This window comes from Ethanoligenens sp. (assembly GCF_047718355.1).
Taxonomy (GTDB): domain Bacteria; phylum Bacillota; class Clostridia; order Oscillospirales; family Ethanoligenentaceae; genus Ethanoligenens.
Genome location: NZ_JBDNLG010000058.1, coordinates 1 through 17345 on the forward strand (window position 1 = coordinate 1; position 17345 = coordinate 17345).

At 51.4% G+C, this 17345-nt stretch carries 12 protein-coding genes; 5 read left to right on the forward strand and 7 right to left on the reverse strand.

From position 1 onward, the window contains the following. Positions 1 to 91: 91 nt before the first annotated feature. The 3 genes from ABF463_RS09535 to typA all read right to left on the reverse strand — a co-directional run bounded on the left by ABF463_RS09535 (position 92) and on the right by typA (position 4199). Positions 92 to 1471 carry a radical SAM protein gene (locus ABF463_RS09535; protein ID WP_415533386.1) on the reverse strand — a complete coding sequence of 460 codons (1380 nt, stop codon included), beginning with the start codon at positions 1469 to 1471 and terminating at the stop codon, positions 92 to 94. Positions 1472 to 1521: 50 nt separating this feature from the next. Further along, the gene (locus ABF463_RS09540) at positions 1522 to 2061 is read right to left on the reverse strand and encodes a Chromate resistance protein ChrB (protein WP_415533387.1); all 540 of its coding nucleotides are present in this window, start codon (positions 2059 to 2061) and stop codon (positions 1522 to 1524) included. Between the two features lie 314 nt (positions 2062 to 2375). Next, complete coding sequence (gene typA, locus ABF463_RS09545; RefSeq protein ID WP_415533388.1) at positions 2376 to 4199, reverse strand: translational GTPase TypA; 1824 nt, start codon at positions 4197 to 4199, stop codon at positions 2376 to 2378. A 735-nt stretch (positions 4200 to 4934) separates the two neighbouring features. Here typA and ABF463_RS09550 point away from each other — a divergent pair. From ABF463_RS09550 to ABF463_RS09560, 3 genes are read left to right on the forward strand one after another with little or no spacing between them, the layout of a single operon-like run. Further along, entirely contained in the window at positions 4935 to 5453 is a 519-nt protein-coding gene (locus tag ABF463_RS09550; RefSeq protein WP_415533389.1) for a MarR family winged helix-turn-helix transcriptional regulator, read from the forward strand. Between the two features lie 11 nt (positions 5454 to 5464). After that, positions 5465 to 7192: an ABC transporter ATP-binding protein gene (locus ABF463_RS09555; RefSeq protein ID WP_415533390.1), complete on the forward strand. Its 1728-nt coding sequence runs from the start codon at positions 5465 to 5467 to the stop codon at positions 7190 to 7192. Further along, positions 7189 to 9495: an ABC transporter ATP-binding protein gene (locus tag ABF463_RS09560; RefSeq protein ID WP_415533391.1), complete on the forward strand. Its 2307-nt coding sequence runs from the start codon at positions 7189 to 7191 to the stop codon at positions 9493 to 9495. The genes ABF463_RS09555 and ABF463_RS09560 overlap by 4 nt, the downstream gene beginning before the upstream one ends. Before the next feature lie 118 nt (positions 9496 to 9613). On the opposite strand, the gene ABF463_RS09565 is transcribed toward ABF463_RS09560, so the two are convergent. The 4 genes from ABF463_RS09565 to ABF463_RS09580 form a co-directional block, all read right to left on the reverse strand. Further along, the gene (locus ABF463_RS09565) at positions 9614 to 12406 is read right to left on the reverse strand and encodes a methyl-accepting chemotaxis protein (protein ID WP_415533392.1); all 2793 of its coding nucleotides are present in this window, start codon (positions 12404 to 12406) and stop codon (positions 9614 to 9616) included. A gap of 438 nt (positions 12407 to 12844) precedes the next feature. Further along, positions 12845 to 13141 (reverse strand): Dabb family protein, encoded by a 297-nt coding sequence (locus ABF463_RS09570; protein ID WP_415533393.1) that lies wholly within the window; start codon positions 13139 to 13141, stop codon positions 12845 to 12847. 57 nt (positions 13142 to 13198) lie between these two features. Continuing rightward, on the reverse strand, positions 13199 to 14764 hold the full coding sequence (locus ABF463_RS09575; RefSeq protein WP_415533394.1) for a YifB family Mg chelatase-like AAA ATPase: 1566 nt from the start codon (positions 14762 to 14764) through the stop codon (positions 13199 to 13201). 192 nt (positions 14765 to 14956) lie between these two features. Continuing rightward, entirely contained in the window at positions 14957 to 15631 is a 675-nt protein-coding gene (locus ABF463_RS09580) for an HAD family hydrolase (RefSeq protein ID WP_415533395.1), read from the reverse strand. 140 nt (positions 15632 to 15771) lie between these two features. Here ABF463_RS09580 and ABF463_RS09585 point away from each other — a divergent pair, with 140 nt between their 5' ends. Both ABF463_RS09585 and ymfI read left to right on the forward strand, forming a co-directional pair. Then, positions 15772 to 16431 (forward strand): HAD family hydrolase, encoded by a 660-nt coding sequence (locus ABF463_RS09585; protein WP_415533396.1) that lies wholly within the window; start codon positions 15772 to 15774, stop codon positions 16429 to 16431. Then, positions 16428 to 17165, forward strand: coding sequence for an elongation factor P 5-aminopentanone reductase (ymfI, locus tag ABF463_RS09590; protein WP_415533397.1), 738 nt, complete (start codon positions 16428 to 16430; stop codon positions 17163 to 17165). Before ABF463_RS09585 ends, ymfI begins: the two co-directional genes overlap by 4 nt. Positions 17166 to 17345 lie beyond the last annotated feature (180 nt).

Here is a 17345-nt window from a genome sequence, read left to right on the forward strand (position 1 = left end):
TTTTCATCACAAATAACGGGCTGGGGGCGAAGACATTTACCCAGGCTTCGCCCACAGCCCTTGTAGGGGCGTGTATGGATAAAAGTGCTGTTTACGCGTTTACGCGATCACGCACATTTTCTTTGTTTTTGGGGTCTACCTTCCACAGCTCATCGGCTGTCTCAGCCCACAATTTCGATTGTTCCTGTGTTTTGGAAGTCAACACATCCACATTTTCCGGACTGAGAGCCTCGGTAGAATGTGCGCCGGTCGCTTTCACCATGCTGGCCAGTGCCTCCGGATTGTCCAGAAGCGGGCACGGGCGCAGCATGTTTTTGTTAAACGGCTGACCTTTGTGGTACGCCATGAACAGTGGGGATTTCAAAATTTCGAGAACAGATTTGTCACGGATATTGTAGTTGGAGTAGTGGATGAACGCGCAAGGCTCCGCGTCTCCGGCGGAATTGATGTGGAAGTATCTGCGGCCTGCAGCGATGCAGCCATCCACATAGGCGCCGTCGTTCCAGAAATCCAGCACAAAAATCGGTTTGGTGGCGCGGATCTCGTTCACGCGTTTGTACATATGCGCGCGCTGCTCCGGAGAGGCAAGCAATTCTTTGTGTGCGCCGGCACCAACAGGCATATAGGTGAAATACCAGCCAAACAAAACGCCCTTGCTGATCATGAAATCAACGAATTCGTCACTGCTGACAAAGTCAGTGTTTTTGCTGTGGTAGCAGCAGGACATGCCAAATGCCAGATTACGGGCGTGGAGGATGTCCATGGCGCGGATTACGCTCTGATAGACACCTTTGCCGCGGCGCATATCAGTCGCGTCTTCGAATCCCTCAATGCTGATGATGGGCACGAAGTTGCCGACACGCTCCATGTCACTGGCAAACTCATCGTCGATCAATGTGCCGTTGGTGAATGCGGCGAAGAAGCAATCACCATGTTTTTCGCACAGGCGGATGATATCCTTTTTGCGCACCAGCGGCTCGCCGCCGGAGAAGACGTAGAAATAGACGTTAAGTGCCTTGCCCTGCTCAATGACGTTGTCCAATTCTTCAAAAGTCAGGTTGTTCTGCTTGCCATATTCCGCCGCCCAGCAGCCCGTGCATTTTAAATTGCAGGCGCTGGTGGGGTCCATCAAGATGGTCCACGGCACATTGCAATCCATTTTTTTAGAGAGCTTCTGCTGTTCGGTGAAACCGATAATGCTGGCATTGACCAAGAAATTTGTGGCAAATTTCTTGCGTTGATTTGGATTGAGTTTCGTCAGGTAGTTGATGAGGTATTCGCGCCAGGGGCTGGTTTCATCATGCCACATGTCATCAAATTGCTTGATGATGTTTTGGTAGAATGAATCGCGGCCTTTGACGAGCACCTTGGCGATGCCAATCAGGCGATCAAAATGCTTATCCGGCTCATGTTCCAGATACTTGACTGCTTCGCTTACCAATAATGACATGGCTTGTTTCTTAATATCCATAGCTGAACTCCCCCATTACCTGTTGCTTCTTGTTCCCAAAACCATATCGGTCATTTTACGAAATGATAACCGCGAATATGGTTTTCGATCTTGAACAGTAAACTTTCTACCGCATTCCCGAGACTTTGGTCGAGAGGCGCTTGAAAAAAGCCGTGCCGCTTAAACGCCTCGTAATGATTGCGCGCACGCTCGAAGAAACCGATGTCCTGACGTTTTTTCAAATACCCCATTTGTGACGACTGTTCCACTTCAGTCAAAAAGTCACGCAGGCTGCACGAGATTTCCTGACAGACGGAACGGACATTGTCATTGAAATGTTCGACCAGTTTTTCTTCATCCTGCTTGTCGGTGAAATTGACACGAAGCACTGTAGCCTCGCCGCCGAACAACCGAATTTCTCCCCGCAGACTTTCAAGATAGGTATTGTTCCACATGTTCATGGGCAGAACCGCCATGCCCTGCTGATAACATATGGCGCCGGCCTGCTTTAATTTGCGCCAGACATATACGCGGTATTTTGATGGATGCGACGGCAGTTTATATACCAATGCAGCCCAATCCGCAGTACCACCTGCATCACTCAAGGTCATTCACGGCTTTTCGTCCCCTTCAAGTCAAAGTGCCAACTTATGGCACGATGTAACAGCCGCTACATTTAGCTGCACACCTATTGTAATACCTGTTACAATGGATGTCAACGAGATTGGGCAAAGTAGCTTGAAAAAATATGATAAATCTAACTTCACAAAGCAAGGACATTTTGTGAAGTTTGTTGAAACGATTACAAAGTAGAAACAACTGGGCATCTTGATAGCTATTTACCCATATTAAAGCATATAGAAATAAAAATACGCCCGCCCAATCATTCGTAACGATTGGGCGGGCGTATGAAAACAGCGGTCGGTTAAGAAGATTTTTTATTGCCGGAGCGCATCCGTTGGCTGTGATCCAGGATCGCTTTGCGGATACGAATGTTTTTCGGAGTGACCTCAAGAAGTTCATCCGGTGCAAGGAATTCGAGCGATTCTTCCAAGCTCATGGTGTGCGGCGGTACCAGACGCAGGGTCTCGTCGCTGCCGGAGGAACGCATATTGGAAACATGTTTCCGTTTGCATACATTTACCACAAGATCTTCGCTCTTGGGAGAATATCCTACCACCATACCCGCATAGACCGGAACGGCGGGCCCAATGAACAATGTGCCGCGTTCCTGCGCGTTGTACAGTCCGTAGGTGATGGAATCGCCATTTTCGAATGCAACGAGAGAACCGTAATTACGACCCGGGATTTCACCCTTATACGGTTCATAGCCATTGAACACCGAGTTGAGGATTCCTTCGCCCTTGGTGTCGGTGAGAAATTCACTGCGATAGCCGAACAGACCGCGCGAAGGAATCAAAAATTCCACGCGCATACGGTTGCCCATCGGCTCCATGTGTTGCAGTTCACCTTTGCGCACGCCCATTTTTTCCATGACGGAACCAAGCGCGGATTCAGGTACGTCAATGATCAGTTCTTCGATCGGCTCTAGCTTTTTGCCGTCTTCTTCTTTGAACAACACATGCGGCGTGCTCACCTGAAACTCATAGCCCTCGCGGCGCATGGTCTCAATGAGGATGGAAAGATGCATCTCACCGCGGCCTGCCACTTTGAACGAGTCGGCGTTTTCGCTTTCGGTCACATGCAAAGAAACGTCTTTCAACAGTTCTTTCATCAGTCGGGCGCGCAGTTGGCGGGAAGTGACGAATTTGCCTTCTTTGCCGGCGAACGGGCTGTCGTTGACCGCGAATGTCATTTCAATGGTCGGGTCGGAAATCTTGATAAACGGCAGCGGTTCTACAGCGTCCGCTGCACAGATTGTATCGCCGATGAACGCGTTTTCAATCCCGGAGAACGTGACGAGGTCACCGACTTTGGCTTCTTCTACCGGTGCGCGCTTCAGGCCCTCAAACTGATAAATGTTGGTGATCTTCCCGCGATAGGGTTCATGATCGCCATGAAAATGCGAAACAACAACATCTTGGCCTTGTTTGAGTGTGCCGCGTTCGATACGTCCGATGGCAATTCTTCCGACATATTCGTTGTAGTCGATGGAGGAGACCAGCAACTGCAACGGGCCATTCTCATCGCCTTCCGGCGCGGGCATGTAGTCCACGATTTTGTCAAACAGCGGGATCAAGTCAGTACCGGGTTTATCCCGGTCAAGACTGGAAGTGCCCTGCCGGCCGGAACAGTAAACAAACGGACTTTCCAGCTGCTCGTCATTGGCATTCAGATCCATGAACAGTTCCAGCACTTCGTCTTCAACTTCGGGAATGCGGGCGTCCGGTTTGTCAATCTTATTGACCACCACGATGACCTTATGGCCGAGGTTCAGCGCCTTTTGCAGCACAAAACGCGTCTGTGGCATAGGGCCTTCAGCGGCATCCACCAGCAGCAGTACGCCGTTGACCATCTTCAGAATACGTTCGACCTCGCCGCCGAAATCGGCATGGCCCGGGGTGTCCACGATGTTGATTTTGATGCCCTTGTAATTGGCGGACGTGTTTTTTGCCAAGATGGTGATACCGCGTTCACGTTCCAAGTCATTGGAGTCCATGATACGATCCTGGACGGTTTGATTTTCACGGAACACGCCGCCCTGTTTGAGCATTTCGTCCACGAGCGTTGTTTTACCGTGGTCAACGTGTGCGATGATTGCGATGTTTCTTAGGTCACTGCGTACCAATAGAATCTGCTCCTCTCAAAAAAAGCCGTAGCGTTTTTCTTCCATATATTCCGGTAAAGCGCATAATGCGCAGATTGTCATACCGTCAACTCTCTCATTTTACCCTTTGCGAGGGGTATTGTCAAATATCGTCGGTGTGCAGACAGCGCCTGCGGAGGCAGGTGCAAGCAGGTTTGGCGGGCAGAACGCGTTGATTACAGGAAGAAATGAAACGGATGGATCATAATAAATAAAATAAAAAAGAGATCGTTGAGAAAAAACTGTCATTTTGATAGATGCTATTTTTGCGAAAAACAGCTCTGTGACGCAGATTGTCACAGAGCTGTTTGCTATCTGGGGCTGAGACGGGAATTGTGCGCTTATTGCACGTTGATTGATCCATATAGAATTTGAATGTCTCCGTCATTACCAATACTTGCGAAGGCAATGGGGTAGTTACCTGCGGGCAAAGTACTGACATCAACTTGGAAGTTAAAGCCGCTTGCATCCAAATTCCCATAAGGCCGCTTGCCATAGATGGATTTTACGTCCGGCCGGGCAGTCAGTTGGTCACCGGTAACGTATCCACGACCCTACAGAGCGCCTGTTTGTAGAAATGTGCAAATTCATTAGGTAACCTAATGAAAAAACTGTTGTTTTGCCTACTTGTATCTTTGCGGTGCAGGAATTATAATTAGGCATACTAAATAAAAGGTTTTCTAAATATTTGGAACCCTAACGATTGGAGGTGACAGTATGGCAGAGGAAAATGTATCCGATGAAGTGGTATCTCGGTTTTTACGCACATTTACCCGCTTCCACCGTGTTTTTATGGATGCAAACAAACGGGAGGCACCATGCTCTTGGCATAAACAAGGGGATGGCCCTCAAATAGACATTAGGCATAGCGAACGTGAACTGATGTTCATCATTAAGGAAACGGAAAAGCAATTTCCACAAGGTGTGAGTGTCAGCGAATTGAGCCGCATAATGTGTGTCAAACCGCCGTCTATCACGGCTCCTTTGAACAGCTTGGTGGCGTTTGGACTGGTAAGCCGTGAACAGGATAACAATGACCGCCGAATGGTACGTGTCCATGTCACAGAAAAAGGGAAAATTCTTTTAACGAACCGCAAAAAAATGCTGTATGACCGTACGCGCGGGTTGATGGAATCCCTTGGTACTCAAAAGGCGGAGCAAATGGTAACCATCATGGAAGATATCTTTGCGTATTTTGAAAAGGAAATGCAAGAACATCCACACGAACACCCATAACGGAGGTGCCTATGTTAAAAATCTACAAAAACCTGAAAGGGTACATTCCACACATCTGTGTGATTGTCGTCCTAATTTTCGCGCAAGTACTGTCCGACCTATACCTGCCGACACTGATGTCCGATATCGTCAATTCCGGTATCATGACAAATGATGTCGGTTATATCCTCCGGGCAGGCGGGCTGATGATTGGTGTGGCCGGGATTGGGATCGTCTGCGCCATCGTAGCCAGTTTGGTCGGCTCGCGTGTGTCCATTGGGCTGGGCAGCATCCTTCGCAGCAAAATCTTTAAACATGTAGAGAAATTTTCGCTGCACGAGTTTGATAAGTTCGGCTCATCCACTCTCATCACGCGTACAACCAACGACATCGTGCAGATTCAGACAGTGACCATTCTCATCATCAACATGATGCTGCGTGCGCCGCTTACTGCTATTGGCGGTATCATCCTTGCCTATCATCAGGATAAAGGCTTGACGGTCATCTTTGCCATTGCATTGCCTGTGCTGATCGTGGTCATTGCTATCATTATGAGCAGGGCAATGCCGTTGTTTAAGCAGGTACAGAAAAAACTGGATAAGATCAATCTGGTACTGCGTGAAAACTTGACCGGCATTCGCGTTATTCGTGCGTTTAATCGGATCGGCCATGAAAACAACCGTTTTGACCAAGCGAACGAGGATCTGACGCGCACCTATATCACAGTCAACAAAATCATGGCGTTTTTGATGCCGGTGCTGATGCTTGCCATGAACGCTATGCAGCTCTCCATTATCTGGTTTGGCAGTGTCCGTGTCGATGCCGGTGATATGAATATCGGCGCTTTGGCGGCCTTTATCCAATATGCCGCTTTGATTTTGATTAACTTTGTCATGCTGTCCATGATGTTTATCTTTATCCCGCGTGCGCAGGCTGCGGCCGAGCGCATCAGCGAGGTGCTGGAAACTGAACCGGAGATTGTCGACCCCAAACATCCCACACGTGCGGATGCCGAAGCGGGGTATGTGGAATTCAAGGATGTCAGCTTTAGCTATCAGGGTGCGGAACGTCCGGCACTTTCCAATGTCAGTTTCTCTGCAAAACCGGGGGAAACCACGGCAATCATCGGCGGTACCGGCAGCGGCAAGTCTACGCTGGTCAACCTCATCCCACGTTTTTATGACGTGGATGGCGGGCAGGTGCTGGTGGACGGCGTGGATGTACGTGAAATGCCTCAAGCGGAGCTGCGCGCAAAAATCGGTTTTGTACCGCAAAAAGCGGTTCTGTTTACCGGTACGATCACCGAAAATCTGCAATATGGCCGAGCAGACGCCGCCGATGATGAAATCGCGCATGCGGCAGAGATCGCCCAGGCATCCAGTTTCATCGGTGAGATGAAAGAGGGCTATGATACAATGCTTTCGGAAGGCGGGCTGAACTTGTCCGGTGGACAGAAACAGCGGCTTTCCATTGCGCGCGCTCTGGTGCGATGTCCAGAAATCTATGTGTTTGATGACAGCTTTTCCGCATTGGATTTCAAGACCGACGCCAAATTGCGTGCCGCGCTGAAGGGCGAGACGTCCAAGGCAACCGTACTGATTGTTGCCCAGCGCGTGGGTACTGTAATGGGCGCCGACCGCATCATTGTTTTGGATGACGGAAAAGTGGCCGGAATAGGCAAACACGATGACCTGATGAAATCTTGCGAAGTCTACCGTGAGATTGTTTCTTCGCAGCTTTCAGAGGAGGAACTTGCATGAGTGAGCAGAAAAAAGCAAGCGGCCCGATGGGCAGCGGCGGTCCGGGCGGTTCCTTGGGCAAACCAGTCGAAAAAGCCAAAGATTTTGGCGGCACGCTGAAACGGCTGATGGGCTATCTGCGTCCTCAGCGCGTGCGGCTGACAGTCGTTGTCTTTTTTGCCATCCTCGGCACAGTGTTCATGGTTGTTGCGCCAAAAATCAGCGGTCAGGCTATCAACAAACTGACCGACGGCTTTATCGCCAAATCCGCTGTGAATCAGGTGTCAAAGATCCAGACCCAATCGCACGACCAGATCGGCAAGCTGCTCACGGCGATGCAGCAGGCCAAGACGCAGGCTGCGGAGCATACTAAAGCGGCTGTGGAAGCCAAGTTTACCGCGGGTCTTCCTGCGGGCCAACAGCTTCCCGCGGCGATGCAGCAGCAGATGGCCCAGACTCAGACCGAGGCAGTGCAGCAAGCGGAGCAGGCCGCCCAGGCCGCCGTGCTCAAGCAGGCAAACTTGACGGAAGCACAATATCAAGCCATGCAGGCGTTTTATGACCTGCCGAATGTCAAAACCATCAAAGATGCCAATCAAAAAGCGGATACGGTGCAAAAGGTTTTTAACCTCAGCAAGCAAATGCCGCAGACCAGCGGCCGCAAAGTGACCGTCAAAGAGTCCGACGTCAAAACGTCGGTTGCCGACATCCGCGAGACCGGCGGAGCCGTTCCGTTTGGCGATATATTCCACATCGTGTTGCTGATGCTGGTCGTCTATGCGTTAAGTGCGTCGTTTACTTTTGTGATGCAGTTCCTGATGTCTACCGTTGCACAGAAGACCGTCTACAATATGCGGCGTGATGTGGACCTGAAACTGGCCCGGCTGCCGCTGAAGTACTTTGATGCGCACAGCAACGGGGAAATCCTCAGCCGCGTGACCAACGATATCGACACGATTTCCACTACCCTCCAGCAAAGTCTGACGCAGCTCATTCAATCGGTGCTTCAGATGGTGGGCTTCATTATCATGATGCTGACGATCAGCCCCGCGCTTACCGGCATCACACTGGCCACATTGCCGCTGTATATTCTGGCAACCGCGCTGATCGCCAAGCAGTCCCAGAAACATTTTGCAAAACAGCAAAAATATTTGGGACAGCTGAGCGGGCATACGGAAGAGATGTTTACCGGACATAAAATTGTCAAAGCGTTCGGGCATGAAGACGAAGCGATTCAGACCTTTGAGAAGTCGAATGAGAAACTGTATGTTGCCGGATGGAAAGCACAGTTTCTTTCGGGCATCATGTTCCCGATGATGAATTTTATCAGCAATATCGGCTATGTGCTCATTGCTGTGTGCGGCGGCCTGTTTGTGACAAAAAGCTGGCTGAATATCGGGGATATCGTGGCATTTATCCAATATTCACGCCAGTTTACGATGCCGATTATTCAGACGGCAAACATCATGAACATCATCCAGTCCACCATCGCCTGTGCCGAGCGCGTATTCGAGGTGTTGGACGAGGAAGAAGAAAGCTCCGAACCCGAACATCCGCCGGTGTTGGAGAATCCGCAAGGCAACGTGGCGTTTGACCATGTCCGTTTCAGCTACAAAGACACAGAACCGCTGATGGAAAATATGAATCTGAAAGTCGGCAAAGGCGACACGATCGCTATCGTTGGACCGACCGGTGCGGGTAAGACCACGCTGGTCAACCTGCTGATGCGGTTCTATGAAATCAAAGGCGGTAAAATCACGTTTGATGGGGTCGATACCCGTGAACTGCGTCGCGGGGACCTGCGCACCCTTTTCGGGATGGTCTTGCAGGATACCTGGCTGTTTACCGGTACGATTGAGGAAAATATCGCTTATGGACGTGAGGGGGCAACGCACGAAGACGTGGTGCGTGCGGCGGAGGCCGCCCATGCTGACCATTTCATTCGCTCGCTGCCGCACGGCTATGACACTGTGTTGAACGAGGAAGCTTCCAATATTTCGCAGGGTCAGAAGCAGCTGCTCACCATCGCGCGCGCGATTCTGGCGGATCCTGCTGTGCTGATTCTTGATGAGGCGACCAGTTCGGTTGATACCCGCACGGAGGTGCTGATCCAGCACGCGATGGGTGTGCTGATGAAAGGACGCACGAGTTTTGTTATTGCGCACCGTCTTTCTACCATCCGCGATGCCAAAACGATTCTGGTGATGAACCATGGCTCTGTTATAGAGCAGGGTAATCATGAGGAACTGCTGAAACAAGGCGGGTTTTACGCGGACTTGTATAATGCACAGTTCGCGGGCGCAAACATCGACGAAGTGGGATAAACCATCCGTTCCAGATATCAATAAAGCGGCGGCCTCGTTAGAGGCTGCCGCTTTTTGATATCATGAAGAAGTTTTGGTGAGAAGGATAGGGAGGGGGGAACTGGTTCAAACGCAGGGATTATTGGCGCAGATGAAAGCTGCTGACCGAATCGAGCAGCATTTGGGCCTGCCCCGATAATTCCTCACTGGAAGCTGCGGTTTCCTCTGAGGTTGCGGAATTGTTCTGTACGGCCATGGAAATCTGCTGTACGGAAAGATCTACCTGCGTGATGGCATCAGCTTGCTGGTTGCTGGATTGCCCAATTACATGCAGCAGTTCGGCCACTTGTGCGGTATTGGTGGTAATAACTGAAAATTTTTCGGCGGTGCGTCCGGCAATCTCTGTACCGGCCTGCACTTTCTGGATGCTGGTTTCAATCAGCTCCGCCGTTTCGTGCGCGGCATTGGCGCTCTTAGTGGCAAGATTGCGAACCTCGTCTGCCACCACCGTAAATCCTTTGCCGTATTGACCTGCTCTTGCAGCCTCTACCGCTGCATTCAATGCGAGGATATTGGTCTGAAATGCAATATCATCAATGGTTTTAATAATTTTGGAAATGTTCTTTGCGGATGTGCCGATGTCTTCAATGGATTGCAGCATTTCCTGCATACTGGTGTTGCCGTCATCGGCGTGCTGGCTGGTTTCGGTAGCCAGCAGGTTCGCTTTTGAGGATTTTTCGGCATTCTCCCGTGTTTGTGCTGACAGTTCCGCTACCGAAGCGGTGACTTGCTCTACGGCGCTCGCCTGTTCAGTGGAACTCTGGGAAAGGGTTTGGCTTGCTTCCGAAACCTGGCGGGAGCCTGCTGACACCTCGGAAGCGGCGATTTGCACATTGCGAAGCAGATCGTTGAATGAGTCGATTGAATGATTGAGGGCGTCCTGCATTTGCTGGTATGCGCCTGTGCATACCAGCGTGCTGCGTAGATTCAGATTGCCTGCCGACAGCTGGTCTAAAATTGCAATCAGTTCATGAATGGGGGTGGAAAAGGCCTCCATCGTGTTATTCATGCCGAGAATGATCTCTTTATAGCCGCCGAAGAACTGGGTATCATCCGCGCGCTTTGACAAGTCCCCGTCTTTGGCGGCCTGTGCCAATCCCGTTGCTTCGGTAATGAGGTTGCGGATGCTTTGTATAGCTTCTGCAACTGCCGGCGTGAGCTCGTCCGCCTCACAGTAACGGCCAACCTGGCGGACTGCTTCCAGCGAGCTGGTGTCGCCCTTCGAGAGCTTGACAAAGATCGTCTCAATCATGAGAAAATGACTGTGTACCGCATTGATATCGGAAGCCAGATCCGCCATGGCACCTTGATATGTTCCGTCCACAGTGGCAGCAAAGTCATGCTTTTGCATACCAGACAGCACGCTGCGTATCTCATGGAGCGGGGTGAGAATGTTGTCCAGCGTATTGTTGAAGCCTGTTAAAATATCCGCGAAGCGGCCTTGCAGCTGGCTGGTGTCCCCACGGGTTTCCAGATCGCCTACGGCGCCAGCCTCCGCCAACCTGTTGCTCTCGTTTTGCAGAGTCTCCAGCGCCATGCCAAGCAGATTAAGGCTGTTGATAAGCTTTGCGGGATATCCTTTGTAGGGATTGTCCCTGGAAATATGACCGCCGGCGGCAAGCGTGGTGAGCCGTTCAATCACGACATCCATTGGTTCCTGTATGTTTTGGAAAGCCAAATTGATGCCTTCCAGAATTTCCGCATAAATGCCGTGGTAGCGGGAGGCATCCCCGCGTGCGGACAGATTGCCTTCCATACCGGCTGTTGCCAACTCTACGGCGTCAGCGTGCAGTGAGGTGATTACCTGTCGAATCGTCTCCATGCTGTTGGACATAACACCAAACACGCCGGGGTCATCGGTCGGAATGGGATCAATGTGTTCTCCATTTGCAAGACTGGAAAGGGTGTCGGTCGCAGATTCAATGGAAACGTTCACGATTGTAAAAATATCCAGAATTCCTTCGGTGATATCACGGTAGATGCCATCGTGGCGGGAGGTATCCACCTGAACAGAAAGGTCGCCTCGATTACACCCATCAATCAGCGTGTCCACATCAGCTTTCATATTGGTCAACGTTTGCCGTACATCCTCAAACGCCCGCGCCAGTACACCGAGTTCCGAGGTGTCTTCAGTATCCAACTCCATCTCCAGTTTTCCCACGGCAAGCTGCCGTGCCGCATGGGTTATTTTTCCCAGCTGATTGTGGAGCAGAGTAGATATCTTCCGGGAAAACCGGCGGGAAAGCAAAATGCCGCTTAGTACGCAGGCAACAATGAGAATGATGCCGACGATCATTAAAACCGTGTTGCCGGTCAGGCGCATATGAGCGGCATGGTTCGCGCTGCTCGTCAGTGAGGAGATGGCATTGTCGAGGATATTGTAAGTATTCCACGCAGTTTGGGTAGATGCGTTTAACGCATCTGTGTTTCTATTTAGCGCCAGCTGCAAACGGGCGTCGGTGACAGTATCATACTGCTTGACTGCGTTCTGTAATTGTTTATAATCTTTTTGGGCATCCGGTGAATGAGAGGCCAGTTTCTGCAATTGCACAAGATTGTTTTGCATCCCCGCCCGGTATTTATTGAGCTGCTGCTGGTCAGAGGTGATTTCAGCTGTCGTTGTACGCGTTTGCATCCGTAGGAGGTTTACACGCGTCTGCAAATAGTTTTCGGAGAATTGCTGCAAGAGATTTAATTCCTTGATATTGCTGTTGTAAACAGCGGAGGAATTGCTCATGCTCAATAAAAAAATGATAATGCTGACGATACTCATGATGATGGATATCAGGACTACTGGAATACTACTTGCTAAATTGATTTTGTGTGATAGACTGCTTTTTTTTTCAATCTGTGGTTCAATGCCTTTTTCCATGAGAGAATTTCCTTTCGACAAAAGCGTGTTATAACGTCAAAATGCCTGCATCTTCTGGAAGAGAGGGTTATTCTATGGGGAACTGTCGGATGCCTTCTTTGTCTGTGCCTGGCCGGTTTTCCAACCAATAGCTTTTACGGTGAGGCAGATGGATCAAACGATGCACTTCCATAAATCGACAGCCAATAAAAAATAAGAATGCCCGGCTTCTATGGAAATTTGCCAATGCCGCAAAAATTTCCGCCGGACAAATCATTCTGACAAAACTACTGTTGTGCAAAGAGAAAAGTGTGACGGATGCCGTCTAATAGCATGGGAAACTGTTTTCCACATATTCACTTTTTGTAGTATACCATAAAAACAGCCAAAATTCGACAAAATAATGGAAAAACCATCAAACGATGGTTTTTATGAAAATAAGTATTCCGTTTTGCAAAATCAGACCATATAGTCCGCTACGACGCGGTTTAGAACGACTTCCCGAATGAAATCCTGCACGCGGATGTGTTCAGAATGGACTTGATAGCCTTCCAGCGCGTCATGGTCGTTGAATTCAGAATATAGAACGACATCGTAGCCGCCGGGGTTGTAATTGATGCCTACTTCCATCTTATAGGCGCCGGGCACGACGCCTTGCAGCGCCTCCAGCTTTTTCTTCATCTGAATGGCGTTTGTTTTTTTGTCCGCTCCGGCGGCGAACTCTTTTAACTTCCACATTACAATATGTTTGACCATGAGAACCATACCTCCGTCTATCAATTAAATTATTTGAGACGGCGCAAGCCGCGCCGTTTATGCGCCTCGGTTCCAGTATTTACGGTCAAGGCTGCGGTATTGCACAGCCTCCGCTATGTGCGCGGTACCAATGGTATCGCTGCCGTCTAGATCGGCGATGGTTCGTGACACTTTCAGGATGCGGTCGTATGCGCGGGCCGATAGCCCCATGTTTTCGTAGGCGGCACGCAATAGTGAAGCGGACTGCCCATCCAGCGCGCAGTGCTCCCGCACCATCGGGGTCGTCAGGTGGGCGTTGCAGGAAACTCCGCTGCCCGCATATCGTTTTTGCTGGATGGACCGTGCCTGATTGACACGCTGCCGGATGTTTGCTGAAGGTTCGCCAGTTTCACCGTGGAGTTTCTCAAACGAAACCGGTGGTACTTCCACATGTAAGTCCAGACGGTCGAGCAATGGGCCGGAAATGCGGGAAAGATATTTTGCCACTGCGCCTCTGGAACAGGTGCATGGACGGGTGGGGTGTCCAAAATAGCCGCAGGGGCAGGGATTCATTGCACAGACCAGCATAACAGAGCAAGGGTAGGTGAGCGTCCCCGATACACGGGAGATGGTGACGGCGTTTTCTTCTAGAGGCTGGCGCAGCACCTCCAACGCATCGCGGGAGAATTCCGGCAGCTCATCAAGAAAAAGGACACCGTTATGTGAAAGGGAAAGCTCGCCCGGTTTGGGAATCCGTCCTCCGCCCGCCAGACCGGCTGCGGAAATGGTGTGGTGCGGTGCACGGAACGGGCGGGTGCGGACGAGCGGCGCGTCTGTTGGCAGCACCCCCGCAATGGAATGGATTTTGGTGGTTTCAATGGATTCGGCAAACGTCATGTCTGGCAGGATGGATGGCAGACGGCGCGCCAGCATTGATTTGCCTGCGCCGGGCGGCCCCATGAGCAGTAAGTTGTGCCCCCCTGCCGCGGCGATCTCCAAGGCACGTCTAGCTTCAAACTGACCGCAGACATCCTCAAAATCGGGCACCGGACCCGCAAATGCTGCATCTGACGATGGCACTGCGGGCACAATAGGCGCGCGGCCGGTCAAGCAGGCCATTAGACTTTGCAGATCCTCGACCGGGCAGATTTCGATGCCCGAGACGACCGCGCCCTCGGCAGCGTTGGCCTGCGGTACGAAAAACCGCTTGAACCCGGCCCCTTTTGCCTTGATAGCCATGGGGAGAATACCATTGACCGGTTTGACCGCGCCGCCAAGGGATAACTCGCCCGCAAATGCGCAGTCAGCAAAATCACCGGCAAGCTGCCCGGTAGCGCGGAGCAAGGCCAGCAGCACCGGCAGGTCGTAGAGCGGACCTTCTTTTTTAATGTCGGCGGGTGCGAGATTGACTGTGATGCGGCTGACGGGAAACGCAAATCCACTGTTTTTCATGGAAGAGCGCACACGTTCCCGCGCTTCCCGCACAGCGGCATCCGGCAGCCCGACGATGTCGAACGCGGGCAGCCCCTGCGAGATATCCGCTTCCACATCCACCACATAGGCATCCATGCCATATAGACCCAGGCTTTTCAGTTGCGCAAACAAAACGATGTCCTTTTCCGCAGCCATTGCATATGGTTGCATTTGATGTGCACCGCTGCCTGCGGCACTGTTACAAAATGGAATTACTGCGATTATACACGGAAACGTACCAGCGTGCAAGAATCAAATGAAATTTTTATGGGAATGGTGAAAAACGGGAGGAACCCCCATTCTGTTTTGTGTCTACTTGATTGAACCGGCATGCTGTGTTACTATGTAGCTGACCTCCCCCAATCAGGTGAAATCCAGTGCGGTGAGTTCCGTTAGGGCGTGGATTTCATAATCGGGGCGATACTCTGTACGGTTGGTTCGTCCGAAATAATTGGCCCAAACAGCTTTCATCCCCACCCGGTGGGCGCCATAAATGTCATTGACGGGATTGTCTCCTATATATATAGCATCGTTGGCGGTCACACTGAGCGCTGCCAGTGCGGCGCGGAAAATGCTGGGGTCGGGTTTGTCGCAGCCAAACGTGCCTGAAACGATGATGTTATCAAAATAATTGCGAAAACCGGTGTGGTCAATCTTGTGGTTTTGCAGCACCGGATTACCATTGGTGATCATGCCGAGCAGATAGCCGCGCGCTTGCAGTGCGCACAGAGTGTCTTTTACCCCGGGTACAAGGACGGTGTGGTCGGCGAAATGCGCGTTCCAGTAGTCGAGCAGTTCTGTGGCGGGGGGCATGTCTGTTTTCCCCAGCGCCGTATACAGTTGGTGGAAAAGTTCGGGCCGAGTGGTATAACCACCGTCATCTACCTGTATAAATGTGTCGCGGATGTGTGCATATTCCGCGCCGTCGGCATCAGGAAAACAATGGTGTAGAAACTTGTGGGAAAAAGCGTCCAGCATAGCGCGTCGCTCTATTAGGGTATCGTCCAGATCAAAGATGACGGCTTTCAGTTTTGGCATGTTGATCCCTCCGTGGCTGCCTGTGCGTACACGCGATATGAGTGGCACATCGCTCTTGTGGAATATTGTAACAGGTATCCCACCGTATTTCAATTAATCTGCCTTTGCATGTATGCATGGCTTTTGACAGGGGAGTTTATATGGATTTTCAAGCGTTCACAGCCGCCATCTTCGATCTCGACGGAACGCTGCTTGATTCAATGGGAGTCTGGCACGCTGTTGACGCGGCGTTTCTGGCAAGGCGCGGCATCCCATATCCGCCCGATTATGCCGCTGCGCTCAAGCCACTCAATTATGCACAGGCTGCTGCATATACCAAACAGCGGTTCGAGCTGCCTGAATCCGAAGAAGCCATCATCCAAGAATGGGATGAACGGGTGCGTACGGCCTATGAGAGCGGTTTGCCGCTGAAGCCGGGTGCGGCAGATTTTCTTCATTGGCTGAAGGCCTCCGGAGTGAAAATTGGGTTGGCGACGGCATCCTCACAGGCGCTGTATGAGGCTGGTCTGAAAGCCAACGGTGTTTATGATTTGTTCGATGCGTTCGCCACACTGGATGAACCGAACCTGCGCGGTAAAAAATTCCCCGATATCTATTTACGTGTGGGCGAGCGGCTGGGCGCTGCTCCGACCAGCAGCGTGGTATTCGAGGATATTCTGGATGGTATCCGCGGGGCAAAAGCAGGGGGCATGAAAGCCGTGGGCATTTACGATGCTTGCTCGGAACCGGAAAAAGCGGAGATCATCGTGCAGGCGGACGCTTATTATATGGATTATACAGAAATTGAGCGGCCGGAATGAAGGAGGAACAAAGCGTGAAGAATGTCCTTATCACCGGTGCTTCGCGGGGTATAGGCCGCGCGACGGCAATCGCTTTTGCACACGCGGGCTACCGTGTGTGCATTAATTATCATTTGCACCGTGCGGAAGCGGAGGAGCTGGCCGCGTATCTGCGTGCGGATGGCGCGGCAGCTGAGGTCTTGCAAGCGGATGTGGCCGATGCCGTCGCTGTGCGGGAGATGGTCGCACAGGCGGGAGAAGTGGATGTGCTGGTGAACAACGCGGGAATTGCCGGACAGCGTTTGTTCACCGACGTGACCGAAGACGAGTGGCAACGGATGCTCGCGGTCAATCTGACGGGATTGTTCCACTGCGCACAGGCTGTTTTGCCGGGAATGATCCACCGCAAGAAGGGGAAAATCATTGCCTTGTCCTCAATTTGGGGGATTACCGGCGGCTCCTGTGAGGTGGCGTATTCCGCTGCAAAGGCAGGCGTGATTGGGCTGGTGAGGTCACTGGCAAAGGAAGTCGGTCCATCTAATATTCAGGTGAACTGTGTCGCGCCGGGCGTGATTGATACCGATATGAACCGCGTACTTTCCGTTGCGGACCGTGTCGCCCTTTGCGAGGAAACGCCGCTTATGCGGATGGGCACACCGGAAGATGTGGCACGCTCCATTCTCTTTTTTGCGGGCCCAGGCGGGGATTTTATTACCGGGCAGGTACTGAGCCCCAACGGCGGATTTGTGATATGAATAACAAGGAAAATATAATGGATATTAATATTCTGTTGTTCCCGGATTTTGAGACATTGGACGCATTCGGTGCCGTTGAGGTACTTGGTCGTGCGAAACACGCATAAAACAACTCTTCGTTTCCCTTATTGCAACAGTTAGCGGGGGGGGGGGGGGGGGGGGGGTGGGTGGGGGTGGGTG